This is a genomic window from Citrobacter sp. Cpo030, from assembly GCF_030333005.1.
Lineage (GTDB): Bacteria > Pseudomonadota > Gammaproteobacteria > Enterobacterales > Enterobacteriaceae > Citrobacter > Citrobacter portucalensis.
Genome location: NZ_JAOWGT010000034.1, coordinates 54,538 through 66,758, shown reverse-complemented (window position 1 = coordinate 66,758; position 12,221 = coordinate 54,538). Strand labels below are relative to the sequence as shown.

Annotated in this window: 16 protein-coding genes; 12 read left to right on the top strand and 4 right to left on the bottom strand. The window is 52.0% G+C overall.

Annotated features, from left to right (window positions below):
* Positions 1–2 precede the first annotated feature (2 nt).
* The 6 genes from mlaE (at position 3) to murA (ending at position 4,031) form a co-directional block, all read left to right on the top strand.
* Positions 3–785 (top strand): lipid asymmetry maintenance ABC transporter permease subunit MlaE, encoded by a 783-nt coding sequence (mlaE, locus tag OGY37_RS00650; protein WP_003025053.1) that lies wholly within the window; start codon positions 3–5, stop codon positions 783–785.
* Positions 786–789: 4 nt separating this feature from the next.
* A complete protein-coding gene (gene mlaD / locus OGY37_RS00645) occupies positions 790–1,347 on the top strand; it encodes an outer membrane lipid asymmetry maintenance protein MlaD (RefSeq protein ID WP_003828747.1) in 558 nt (185 codons plus the stop codon).
* Positions 1,348–1,365: 18 nt separating this feature from the next.
* Positions 1,366–2,001: a phospholipid-binding protein MlaC gene (gene mlaC / locus OGY37_RS00640; protein WP_003025047.1), complete on the top strand. Its 636-nt coding sequence runs from the start codon at positions 1,366–1,368 to the stop codon at positions 1,999–2,001.
* Complete coding sequence (gene mlaB / locus OGY37_RS00635; RefSeq protein WP_003025045.1) at positions 2,001–2,294, top strand: lipid asymmetry maintenance protein MlaB; 294 nt, start codon at positions 2,001–2,003, stop codon at positions 2,292–2,294. The genes mlaC and mlaB overlap by 1 nt, the downstream gene beginning before the upstream one ends.
* A gap of 169 nt (positions 2,295–2,463) precedes the next feature.
* The gene (gene ibaG, locus OGY37_RS00630; protein WP_003025040.1) at positions 2,464–2,718 is read left to right on the top strand and encodes a BolA family iron metabolism protein IbaG; all 255 of its coding nucleotides are present in this window, start codon (positions 2,464–2,466) and stop codon (positions 2,716–2,718) included.
* Between the two features lie 53 nt (positions 2,719–2,771).
* Complete coding sequence (murA, locus tag OGY37_RS00625) at positions 2,772–4,031, top strand: UDP-N-acetylglucosamine 1-carboxyvinyltransferase (protein ID WP_003828741.1); 1,260 nt, start codon at positions 2,772–2,774, stop codon at positions 4,029–4,031.
* Between the two features lie 56 nt (positions 4,032–4,087).
* Here murA and sfsB read toward each other — a convergent pair whose 3' ends face one another.
* Both sfsB and ispB read right to left on the bottom strand, forming a co-directional pair.
* The gene (gene sfsB, locus OGY37_RS00620; RefSeq protein ID WP_063941611.1) at positions 4,088–4,372 is read right to left on the bottom strand and encodes a DNA-binding transcriptional regulator SfsB; all 285 of its coding nucleotides are present in this window, start codon (positions 4,370–4,372) and stop codon (positions 4,088–4,090) included.
* A gap of 221 nt (positions 4,373–4,593) precedes the next feature.
* Positions 4,594–5,565, bottom strand: a complete 972-nt coding sequence (ispB, locus tag OGY37_RS00615) for an octaprenyl diphosphate synthase (protein WP_079938266.1) — start codon at positions 5,563–5,565, stop codon at positions 4,594–4,596.
* A 258-nt stretch (positions 5,566–5,823) separates the two neighbouring features.
* Between ispB and rplU the strand changes: the two genes are divergently transcribed.
* The 4 genes from rplU to cgtA all read left to right on the top strand — a co-directional run bounded on the left by rplU (position 5,824) and on the right by cgtA (position 8,693).
* Positions 5,824–6,135, top strand: a complete 312-nt coding sequence (rplU, locus tag OGY37_RS00610; protein ID WP_003025032.1) for a 50S ribosomal protein L21 — start codon at positions 5,824–5,826, stop codon at positions 6,133–6,135.
* 19 nt (positions 6,136–6,154) lie between these two features.
* Complete coding sequence (rpmA, locus tag OGY37_RS00605) at positions 6,155–6,412, top strand: 50S ribosomal protein L27 (RefSeq protein ID WP_003025030.1); 258 nt, start codon at positions 6,155–6,157, stop codon at positions 6,410–6,412.
* 127 nt (positions 6,413–6,539) lie between these two features.
* Positions 6,540–7,505, top strand: coding sequence for a DMT family transporter (locus OGY37_RS00600; protein WP_032945110.1), 966 nt, complete (start codon positions 6,540–6,542; stop codon positions 7,503–7,505).
* A gap of 15 nt (positions 7,506–7,520) precedes the next feature.
* Positions 7,521–8,693 (top strand): Obg family GTPase CgtA, encoded by a 1,173-nt coding sequence (gene cgtA / locus OGY37_RS00595; RefSeq protein WP_003828732.1) that lies wholly within the window; start codon positions 7,521–7,523, stop codon positions 8,691–8,693.
* A 105-nt stretch (positions 8,694–8,798) separates the two neighbouring features.
* Here cgtA and dacB read toward each other — a convergent pair whose 3' ends face one another.
* Entirely contained in the window at positions 8,799–10,232 is a 1,434-nt protein-coding gene (gene dacB, locus OGY37_RS00590) for a serine-type D-Ala-D-Ala carboxypeptidase (RefSeq protein WP_032945109.1), read from the bottom strand.
* Positions 10,233–10,480: 248 nt separating this feature from the next.
* Between dacB and greA the strand changes: the two genes are divergently transcribed.
* Positions 10,481–10,957 carry a transcription elongation factor GreA gene (greA, locus tag OGY37_RS00585; protein ID WP_003025019.1) on the top strand — a complete coding sequence of 159 codons (477 nt, stop codon included), beginning with the start codon at positions 10,481–10,483 and terminating at the stop codon, positions 10,955–10,957.
* Between the two features lie 153 nt (positions 10,958–11,110).
* Here the strand turns inward: greA and yhbY are convergent, their stop codons facing one another.
* Entirely contained in the window at positions 11,111–11,404 is a 294-nt protein-coding gene (gene yhbY, locus OGY37_RS00580; RefSeq protein WP_003025016.1) for a ribosome assembly RNA-binding protein YhbY, read from the bottom strand.
* Between the two features lie 125 nt (positions 11,405–11,529).
* On the opposite strand from yhbY, the gene rlmE reads away from it, so the two are divergent.
* Complete coding sequence (rlmE, locus tag OGY37_RS00575) at positions 11,530–12,159, top strand: 23S rRNA (uridine(2552)-2'-O)-methyltransferase RlmE (protein WP_003025015.1); 630 nt, start codon at positions 11,530–11,532, stop codon at positions 12,157–12,159.
* Positions 12,160–12,221 lie beyond the last annotated feature (62 nt).

The following is a 12,221-nucleotide window of genomic DNA, read 5'->3' as shown; positions in this document are numbered from 1 at the left end:
CCATGTTGTTAAATGCGCTGGCATCACTCGGACATCGGGGAATAAAAACCCTCAGGACGTTCGGGCGAGCCGGATTAATGTTGTTCAATGCGGTTGTCGGCAAGCCGGAGTTTCGCAAACATGCGCCGCTGCTGATACGCCAGCTCTATAATGTCGGTGTCTTATCGATGCTGATCATTATTGTTTCTGGCGTGTTCATCGGTATGGTGCTGGGGTTGCAGGGATACCTGGTGCTGACGACTTACAGCGCGGAAACCAGCCTCGGTATGCTGGTGGCACTGTCATTGTTACGTGAGCTGGGACCGGTTGTTGCGGCGCTGCTGTTTGCCGGGCGGGCCGGGTCGGCCTTAACCGCAGAAATTGGCCTGATGCGAGCGACCGAACAGCTTTCCAGTCTGGAAATGATGGCCGTCGATCCACTGCGCCGGGTGATTTCCCCACGTTTTTGGGCCGGTGTTATTTCATTGCCGCTGCTGACGATTATTTTTGTCGCAGTCGGGATCTGGGGTGGTTCACTGGTTGGCGTAAGCTGGAAGGGTATTGATGCGGGCTTTTTCTGGTCGGCTATGCAAAATGCCGTCGACTGGCGTCTGGACCTGGTCAACTGTCTGATTAAGAGCGTGGTGTTCGCCATTACGGTCACATGGATTGCATTGTTCAATGGTTATGATGCGATCCCGACCTCTGCCGGGATTAGCCGGGCAACGACACGCACCGTTGTGCACGCCTCTCTTGCCGTTCTGGGGCTGGATTTTGTGCTGACCGCACTGATGTTTGGGAATTGAGTTCATGCAAACGAAAAAAAATGAAATTTGGGTCGGGTTATTCTTGCTGGTTGCGCTGCTGGCAGCGCTGTTTGTGTGCCTGAAGGCAGCGAACGTCACCTCAATGCGTACTGAGCCGACTTACACGATTTATGCGACCTTTGATAATATCGGCGGCCTGAGAGAGCGTTCTCCGGTGCGGATTGGCGGGGTGGTAGTTGGACGCGTATCGGACATCTCGTTAGATCCGAAAACGTACCTGCCGCGCGTGACGCTGGAAATCGAATCGCGTTTTAACCATATTCCTGACACCAGTTCTCTGAGCATCCGTACTTCCGGTCTGCTGGGCGAACAGTATCTGGCATTAAACGTGGGTTTTGAAGATCCTGAGCTGGGAACGTCTATCCTCAAAGATGGCGGTACGATTCAGGACACGAAATCCGCGATGGTGCTGGAAGATATGATTGGTCAGTTCCTTTACAACAGCAACAGTAAAGGTGATGACAATAAGAATTCTGGCGATGCGCCAGCCGCAACTGACGGCAATAATGAAGCCACTACGCCTGCGGGCGCAACGAAATAATCTCAGGAGAATCGACGTATGTTTAAACGATTGATGATGGTGGCTATGCTGGTGATTGCTCCACTTAGCGCGGCAACCGCAGCAGACCAGACTAACCCGTACAAACTGATGGATGAGGCGGCGCAGAAGACCTTTGACCGTCTGAAAAACGAGCAACCAAAAATCCGTTCCAATCCGGATTACCTGCGTCAGGTCGTCGATCAGGAACTGCTGCCTTATGTGCAGGTTAAGTATGCCGGTGCGCTGGTGCTGGGCCGTTACTACAAAGATGCGACTCCTGCCCAACGTGAAGCCTATTTTGCCGCATTCCGTGAATATCTGAAGCAGGCTTACGGTCAGGCGCTGGCGATGTACCACGGCCAGACCTATCAGATTGCCCCTGAACAGCCGCTGGGTGATGCGACTATTGTACCTATCCGCGTAACCATCATCGATCCAAACGGTCGTCCTCCGGTACGTCTGGATTTCCAGTGGCGTAAAAACTCCCAGACCGGTAACTGGCAGGCGTATGACATGATCGCCGAAGGCGTAAGTATGATCACCACCAAACAGAATGAGTGGAGCGACCTGCTGCGTACCAAAGGTATTGATGGTCTGACGGCGCAGCTGAAATCTATTTCTCAGCAGAAAATCACGCTGGAAGAGAAAAAATAATGACGCAGTCACTCACCTGGACGCGTGAAGGCGACAAGCTGGTGCTGGTGGGAGAGCTGGATCAGGACGTGTTAAATCCCTTATGGGATGCGCGAATTGAGGCGATGAAAGGGGTATCTTGCATCGATCTGAACCAGGTATCCCGGGTAGATACCGGCGGTCTGGCGTTACTGTTGCATCTGATTAATCAGGGCAAGCAGCAGGGAAACAGCGTTTCGCTCACTGGCGTGAACGATAAAGTGTACACGCTGGCGCAGCTTTACAATTTGCCTGACGACGTCCTTCCGCGTTAATTTTTCCAGGCCGGATAAGGTCTTGTGCCACTATCCGGCAAAACCCCTGAGGGGGATCTGCTACTAAAGCCTTGTCTGATTTATCAGCGAGGCTTTTTGCTTATTTATGACAGCGCCACTTTGCTCTAAGATGTTGGGCTGTTTTCACTATCTGACGAATGAAGAGCCCATGGAAAATAATGAAATTCAGAGCGTGCTGATGAATGCACTCTCCCTCCAGGAAGTCCACGTTTCTGGCGACGGCAGTCACTTTCAGGTTATTGCCGTGGGTGAGATGTTTGAAGGCATGAGCCGGGTCAAGAAGCAGCAATCGGTCTATGGCCCGTTGATGGAGTACATTGCGGACAACCGCATTCATGCCGTGTCGATTAAGGCGTTTACCCCAGCGGAATGGGCGCGCGATCGCAAACTTAACGGTTTTTGAGCTACGGGTGATGTGCCGGTAGCGAAGATAAATTCTTAACAGAGAACAGAATAATGGATAAATTTCGTGTTCAGGGGCCAACCAAGCTCCAGGGCGAAGTCACAATTTCAGGCGCTAAAAATGCCGCACTGCCGATCCTGTTTGCGGCGCTGCTGGCTGAAGAACCTGTAGAGATCCAAAACGTCCCGAAACTGAAGGACGTTGACACCTCGATGAAGCTGCTGAGCCAGCTGGGTGCGAAAGTTGAGCGTAATGGTTCCGTGCACATTGATGCGCGTGATGTGAACGTCTTCTGTGCGCCATACGATCTGGTGAAAACCATGCGTGCATCCATTTGGGCGCTCGGGCCGCTGGTTGCCCGCTTTGGTCAGGGCCAGGTTTCACTGCCGGGCGGCTGCACCATCGGTGCGCGTCCGGTTGACCTGCACATTACCGGTCTGGAGCAGTTAGGCGCGACTATCAAGCTGGAAGAAGGCTATGTGAAGGCGTCCGTTGATGGCCGTCTGAAAGGCGCGCATATCGTCATGGACAAAGTGAGCGTCGGTGCGACGGTCACCATTATGTGCGCAGCAACGCTTGCCGAAGGCACCACCGTCATCGAAAACGCCGCGCGCGAGCCGGAGATTGTGGATACCGCGAACTTCCTGATTGCGCTGGGCGCGAAGATCACGGGTCAGGGCACCGACCGTATTACCATCGAAGGCGTTGAGCGTCTCGGCGGTGGTGTTTATCGCGTTCTGCCAGATCGTATCGAAACCGGTACCTTCCTGGTGGCGGCGGCAATTTCTCGCGGCAAAATTATCTGCCGTAATGCACAGCCGGACACGCTGGATGCCGTTCTGGCGAAGCTGCGTGATGCGGGTGCGGATATTGAAGTTGGCGACGACTGGATAAGCCTCGATATGCACGGTAAACGTCCGAAAGCGGTCAATGTGCGTACTGCACCGCATCCGGCATTCCCAACTGATATGCAGGCCCAGTTCACGCTGCTGAACCTGGTAGCTGAAGGAACCGGCTTCATCACGGAGACCGTGTTTGAGAACCGCTTTATGCACGTGCCTGAGCTGAGCCGTATGGGTGCTCACGCAGAAATCGAAAGCAATACCGTGATTTGCCACGGCGTGGAAACGCTCTCTGGTGCACAGGTTATGGCGACCGATCTGCGCGCATCTGCAAGCCTGGTGCTGGCAGGCTGTATTGCTGAAGGTACGACGGTAGTCGACCGTATTTATCACATCGATCGCGGCTATGAGCGCATCGAAGATAAACTGCGTGCGCTGGGCGCAAACATTGAGCGCGTGAAAGGCGAGTAATCGTCAACGTCTCTTGTAACCCCCAGTTCAGTTGGCCGGGGGTTACAGCTCAATGTTCATTCCGGATTCTTTTTCTCTTTGCGACTCCTCATCATCCGCGTTCTGTCGATGAACTCATGCGTTTTGGCATCGTGATAGCGTGACGGCCAAATCACCCAGGGGTCAGTTCCCAGTGCCTGGGCGATTATCAACTCACCTTTTGGCCATGGTCTCGTTAACGCATTTGCCAGCGTTGATGAACTCAATCCATTTTTACGTGATTCAGCGGCCATTGAGGTCCCTTTCTTGCGCAGTCCGGCGATGATGTCGGCCGGATGCCAGTCAATCAGCTTGCTTTCCATAAATTCATCTCTCCTTTGGTTAACGACTTACGGTTCCACGATCGGTTGTGGCGACACTATAACGTCCGAAGAACGAATGTTCTAAAATGTTCATGTAAAGTGTGTGTATATTCAGAATATGCCAAGATTGTGCGTGATTTTCTGGAGAGGAGAAAATGCTTACTGGAGCTTATAAGAAAATCCCGTGCAGGGCACGGGATGAGAGAGGATGCAGTAGGGAATTAACGGTCGCGCTGTACGGCGATATGTGCCAGACCAATCAGCGCTTCTCTCCACGGCGTATCAGGCAGCACCTGCAGCGCAGCGATAGCCTTATCAGCCTCTTCTTCTGCACGTTGGCGAGTCCACTCCAGGGAGCCGCAGGCGTTCATTGCTTCCAGAACCGGCTCCAGAAGGTGACGACCATTACCTTGCTCAATGGCGTGGCGAATCATTTGCGCTTGTTCTGGGGTGCCGTGGCGCATGGCATGCAGCAGTGGCAGTGTTGGTTTACCCTCATTGAGGTCATCACCGACGTTTTTACCCAGCTGCTCGCCATCTGCGCTGTAATCCAGCAAATCGTCAATTAACTGGAAAGCGGTACCGAGATAACGGCCATAATCCTGCAACCCTTTTTCTTGTTCTTCGCTACAGCCAGCCAGAATACCTGAACATTGGGCTGCCGCTTCAAACAAACGCGCGGTCTTACTGTAGATGACGCGCATATAGTTTTCTTCGGTGATGTCCGGGTCGTTGACGTTCATCAACTGCAAGACTTCACCTTCGGCAATGACGTTGACTGCTTTCGACATGACTTCCAGCACTTTCAACGAGCCAAGGCTGGTCATCATCTGAAATGCACGGGTATAGATAAAATCGCCAACCAGTACGCTGGCCGCATTACCAAACGCCGCATTTGCTGTGGCTTTCCCACGGCGCATGTCTGACTCATCCACAACATCGTCGTGCAGCAGGGTCGCTGTGTGGATAAACTCGATGAGGGCCGCAATCGTAACGTGCGCATTTTCCTGGTAACCAACGGCCCGCGCGGCGAGGACGGCGATCATTGGGCGAATGCGTTTTCCGCCGCCGCTAACGATGTAGTACCCCAGTTGATTGATCAGCTGAACGTCGGAATTGAGCTGTTCAAGGATTGTCGCATTGACCCCCGCCATATCTTGCGCGGTTAACTCATTGATTTTTTCTAAATTCATCGCAAAAGCCGGGCTTCTCGCCCCGATTACCTTACTGTGTGGGAAGGTAACGTCGGGTTTAGGGTTATAAATATATGCTGATTGTACTGAAAAAACGCCGTAGATAAACGTTACCGTACGTGTTGTGTTTTTTTTCTTCATGTATTGACGGTAGCACTTGTCAAAGGCTCGCGTTTTGCGTAATATTCGCGCCCTATTGTGAATATTTATAGCGCACTCTGAATCATCAAAAAGGTGTGCGCGGAAGCGGAGTTTTTTATGTACGCGGTTTTCCAAAGTGGTGGTAAACAACACCGAGTAAGCGAAGGTCAGACCGTTCGCCTGGAAAAGCTGGACATCGCAACTGGCGAATCTGTTGAATTCGCAGAAGTTCTGATGATCGCAAACGGTGAAGAAGTCAAAATCGGCGTTCCTTTCGTTGATGGCGGCGTTATCAAAGCTGAAGTCGTTGCTCACGGTCGTGGCGAGAAAGTTAAAATTGTTAAGTTTCGTCGTCGTAAACACTACCGTAAGCAGCAGGGCCATCGTCAGTGGTTCACTGATGTGAAAATCACTGGCATCAGCGCTTAAGTTAAGGGGAGCAGATTAAATGGCACATAAAAAGGCTGGCGGCTCGACTCGTAACGGTCGCGATTCAGAAGCTAAACGTCTGGGCGTAAAACGCTTCGGCGGTGAAACAGTTCTGGCTGGTAGCATCATCGTTCGTCAACGTGGTACTAAATTCCACGCTGGCTCCAACGTTGGTTGCGGCAAAGACCACACTCTGTTTGCTAAAGCAGACGGTAAAGTGAAATTTGAAGTGAAAGGCCCGAAAAACCGTAAATTCATCAGCATCGTTGCTGAATAAGTTTTTCGCGTCCCGGTAACGGATAAAAGCCCCGCAACACGTTGCGGGGCTTTTTACATTCGACGGCCGGTAAATACGCTCGTCGCGCCGTGACAACCCGGAAACGAGCTCTTGCAGGGAATACGGCATGAAGCAGCAGGCAGGCATTGGTATTCTGTTAGCACTCACAACGGCAGTATGTTGGGGCGCTTTGCCAATAGCAATGAAGCAAGTGCTGGAGGTGATGGAGCCTCCTACCGTGGTGTTCTACCGTTTTTTAATGGCAAGCGTTGGTCTTGGCGCTATTCTTGCGGTTAAAAAAAAGCTCCCTCCGTTGCGTATTTTTCGCAAAGCGCGTTGGCTGGTGTTGCTGGCTATCGCAACCGGTGGGCTGTTCGGTAACTTCATTCTGTTTAGTTCATCCTTGCAGTATTTGAGCCCAACGGCTTCGCAGGTTATCGGCCAGCTGTCACCGGTTGGTATGATGATCGCCAGCGTCTTTATCCTGAAAGAAAAGATGCGCGGCACGCAGGTTATTGGCGCCATTATGCTTCTGAGCGGCCTGGTTCTGTTTTTTAATACCAGTCTGATCGAGATTTTTACCCGACTCACCGATTACACCTGGGGCGTTATCTTTGGTGTCGGTGCGGCGATGGTCTGGGTGAGCTATGGGGTCGCGCAAAAGGTGTTATTGCGCCGCCTGGCATCACCGCAGATCCTGTTTTTACTGTACACTTTGTGTACGATAGCGTTGTTGCCGCTGGCTAAGCCCGGTGTCATCACGCAGCTCAGCGACTGGCAGCTGGCATGCCTGGTATTCTGCGGCCTGAATACGCTGGTAGGATACGGCGCACTTGCGGAAGCGATGGCGCGTTGGCAGGCGGCGCAGGTGAGCGCTCTTATCACGCTCACACCGCTGTTTACGTTGTTATTTTCAGATTTATTATCACTGGCCTGGCCCGATTTCTTCGCCAGACCGATGCTAAACCTATTAGGTTATCTCGGTGCGTTTATCGTGGTTGCGGGCGCGATGTATTCCGCCATTGGTCATCGAATTTGGGGCGGTTTACGTAAGCATGAAACGGTGGTTTCGCAACCCCGCTCAGGCGAATGATTTACGGAGAGTAAAATGAAGTTTGTTGATGAAGCATCGATTCTGGTCGTTGCAGGTGATGGCGGTAATGGTTGCGTCAGCTTCCGCCGCGAAAAGTACATCCCAAAAGGCGGTCCGGACGGTGGTGATGGTGGTGACGGTGGTGACGTTTGGCTGGAAGCCGACGAAAACCTGAACACGCTGATCGATTACCGTTTTGAAAAATCATTCCGTGCGGAACGTGGTCAGAATGGCGCGAGCCGTGATTGCACCGGCAAGCGTGGTAAAGACGTTACGATTAAAGTACCTGTTGGTACGCGTGTTATCGATCAGGGCACTGGCGAAACCATGGGCGACATGACCAAACACGGTCAGCGTCTGATGGTCGCTAAAGGCGGCTGGCACGGTCTGGGCAACACCCGTTTCAAATCCTCGGTTAACCGTACTCCGCGTCAGAAAACAATGGGTACGCCGGGTGATAAGCGCGATCTGATGCTGGAGCTGATGCTGCTGGCGGACGTGGGTATGCTGGGCATGCCAAACGCCGGGAAATCGACGTTTATCCGTGCGGTGTCCGCGGCGAAGCCGAAAGTCGCTGATTATCCGTTTACCACCCTGGTGCCGAGCCTGGGCGTGGTTCGTATGGACAACGAAAAGAGCTTCGTGGTTGCCGACATTCCGGGACTGATTGAAGGCGCGGCTGAAGGCGCAGGCCTGGGTATCCGCTTCCTGAAACACCTGGAACGTTGCCGTGTACTGCTTCACCTCATCGATATCGATCCGATTGATGGCTCTGATCCAGTTGAAAACGCCCGCATCATTATTGGCGAACTGGAAAAATACAGTCAGGATTTGGCATCTAAACCGCGCTGGTTAGTGTTCAACAAAATTGATTTGATGGACAAGGCTGAAGCGGAAGAGAAAGCGAAAGCGATCGCCGAAGCGTTGGGTTGGGAAGGTAAATATTACCTGATCTCTGCCGCCAGCCAGCTGGGCGTGAAAGATCTCTGCTGGGATGTGATGACCTTTATCATTGAGAACCCGATTGTTCAGGCTGAAGAAGCGAAACAGCCAGAGAAAGTTGAGTTCATGTGGGATGATTATCACCGCCAGCAGCTCGCTGAAGTCGAAGACGAAGCGGAAGATGACTGGGATGACGATTGGGACGAAGACGACGAAGAAGGCGTTGAGTTCATCTACAAGCGTTAATCGCATTAAAAACCCCGGCCATGTTGCCGGGGTTTTTGTTTCCAGGCCTCTCTGTAGGCCGGATAAGGCACGTTAATGCCGCCATCCGACAATCAAATTACCCATTTAGTTGTTCTGATAAATATCCTTGTACAACCGGCTCTCGAAGCGCACCAACGGAATACGGCGATTACGCTGGTCAGCTGGCTCTACCGCATAACCAGATAAATACTGCACGAATGCCATGCGTTGGCCACTTGCCGTGGTGATGAAACCTGCGAGGTTATAAACCCCCTGCAGCGAGCCTGTCTTCGCCGATACTTTGCCATCCACACCAGCCTGATGCAGACCCGCACGGTATTGCAGGGAGCCGTCGTGGCCCGCCAGCGGCAGCATAGTGATAAAGTTCAGCTCGTTATCGTGTTGAGCGATATATTGCAGCACCTGCATCATGGTCGCTGGGGCAATCAGGTTATGGCGGGAGAGGCCAGAACCGTCGGCAATAATGGTGTTGCCGATATCAACGCCTGCCTGCTGACGTAAAATCTGGCGCACGGCATCAGAACCCGCCCGCCAGGTGCCCGGCACGTTAAACCGGGCATGACCAATCATACGGAAAACGGTATCGGCAATCATGTTGTCCGATTTTTTCAGCATAATCTTAAGCAGGTCATGTAGCGGCGCAGACTGTTTACTGGCGACCACCGTTCCCGGTTCGTTGACCAACGTCTGGCGCAGCAGCGTACCGCTGTAGGTGATACCTGCTTGTTTTAGCTCATCTTTGATAATTGCCCCGGCATAGCTGGCACCGTCCTGAATGGCGAACGCCAGCGGCAGCGGATCGGCTCGTTGTGGCAGGCATCCGGTCAGCGTATAGCGGTTGAGATCGCCGGGAACCACATCCAGTTCACAATATTGCGCTTCCGCAGAACCTCGGGCGAGAGTACGCACCTGGCTGAACATGGTGACCGGGTAATAAGATGCCACGCGAATAAAGGCGAGGTCGTTGGGTTTTTGCGCGCTGTAGAGTGAAACCGAGAAACAGTTTCTATCGACAATAGCCGCTGCGGGCGGTGCGCTAAAACACTGCGTCATGTCGTTCCAGGGCCAACCGGGCGCTTTATCATGACTGGCAAAAATAGAGGTATCGATCAGGACATTTCCGGCAATTTGCGTCACACCTGATTTTTTCAGGGTTGCCACCATATTGCGAATATCCTGGCGTTTTAGCGTCGGATCGGCACCAAATCGTGCCACTAAGTCACCTTTCAATACGCCACCTTCCACGCTGCCTTTAGTCTCAAGCGTGGTGGTAAAACGAAAGTCAGGCCCGAGCTGAATCAATGCCGCCAGCGCGGTGATTACTTTCTGGGTGCTGGCGGGCAGCGCCATCTGCTGGCTATGAAAATCAATAGCGGGTGCAGGTGCGCCAACCTTCTGTACCATAAGGGCGAGGTTGGCCCCGGCAGGGAGCTGATTGATATACTCGTCGACGTTCGCAGCCTGAACGCTGAACGCTATACTGGCAGTCAATCCGATGGTAAATCTGGAAAATCGCATAATCTCGCGCTAACAACCTGGAAACAGGCCGTCATACTACGGCGCAACGCCCCAAAAAGTAAACGATGACCCATAAGGAACTCCAGGGTAAAATGATCATCAAATAGAGAATTGTAGCTGACCTGGGACTTTGAGCCCCGGGTCGGTATTTTTTTGCTTCTGACTCTGGCATGACACACGCCAGGGTGGGCTTAGCAGCCGGGGTGAGAGCAACTACCCCCTACAGGAATGTTCAAGAGGTATAACAAATGCAAGCTATCCCGATGACCTTACGTGGTGCTGAAAAACTGCGCGAAGAGCTGGATTTTCTGAAATCTGTGCGCCGTCCTGAAATTATTGCCGCTATCGCTGAAGCGCGTGAGCACGGTGACCTGAAAGAGAACGCGGAGTATCACGCGGCGCGCGAACAGCAGGGTTTCTGCGAAGGACGCATTAAAGATATCGAAGCTAAACTGTCCAACGCGCAGGTAATCGACGTTACTAAAATGCCGAACAATGGCCGCGTTGTTTTCGGTGCGACGGTTACCGTTCTGAATCTCGATAACGATGAAGAGCAGACATGGCGTATTGTCGGCGATGATGAAGCCGATTTTAAACAGAACCTGATTTCAGTGAACTCGCCTATCGCTCGTGGCCTTATCGGTAAAGAGCAGGATGACGTCGTGGTTATCAAAACGCCGGGCGGCGAAGTGGAATATGAAGTGACGAAGGTAGAATACCTGTAATTCGCATCTTGGTTAAGATGTTGATACATTGTAAAGAAAGGAAAAAGGCCGCATAGCGGCCTTTTATCAACGAAGAGAGCGTGGCATTTTGCTCTCCTGCTAGCGGAAAACCCCGCGTTTTACACAAACTTCGTGTGCAACTTTGGGATATTCTTAGCGTGGCAGCGAGATTTTACGTTCTTTAGTCGGGCGATACAGTACCAGCGTTTTGCCGATGACCTGTACATTGCAGGCGCCGGTTTCGCGTACGATAGCTTCCACGATCAAGGTTTTAGTATCGCGATCTTCCGAGGCGATTTTCACCTTGATAAGTTCATGGTGCTCTAACGCTTGTTCAATCTCGGCCAGTACCCCTTCGGTCAAACCATTATTGCCAAGCATAACTACAGGCTTGAGCGGATGTGCCAGACCTTTCAGGTGCTGTTTTTGTTTAGTACTCAGATTCATCGTATATTTTTGCTTACGTTGGGATTGAAAACGGGTCATTCTACCGCCATCTCCCATATATCACCAAATAGCTGTGTAGAAATTTACACCATTGGTTACGATGAACTGCCCTTTGGGAATGTGAAATGACAGGTAAAAAGCGTTCTGCCAGCTCGAGTCGCTGGCTTCAGGAACACTTTAGCGATAAATATGTTCAACAGGCACAGAAAAAGGGGTTACGTTCCCGTGCCTGGTTTAAACTTGATGAAATACAGCAAAGTGACAAAATTTTTAAACCGGGGATGACGATAGTTGATCTCGGTGCTGCACCCGGTGGCTGGTCGCAATATGCAGTTACGCAGATCGGCAACACCGGCCGCATTATCGCTTGCGATCTTTTACCTATGGATCCAATCGTTGGTGTGGACTTCCTTCAGGGCGACTTTCGTGATGAATTAGTCCTGAAAGCGTTACTTGAACGCGTAGGTGACAGTAAAGTACAAGTTGTCATGTCTGATATGGCGCCAAATATGTGTGGAACACCGGCGGTGGATATTCCCCGGGCCATGTATCTGGTAGAGCTGGCGCTTGGAATGGCTCGTGATGTATTAGCGCCAGGTGGTAGTTTTGTAGTGAAGGTGTTCCAGGGCGAAGGCTTCGATGAGTATCTAAGAGAGATTCGCTCCCTGTTTACGAAGGTCAAAGTTCGTAAGCCGGACTCTTCACGCGCCCGTTCGCGTGAAGTGTATATTGTAGCGACCGGGCGTAAACCATAACCGGCAGATTTCAAACGAAAGTTTGAAAGAAACTGGATATAGAGTATCCTGACGCTGTTTTT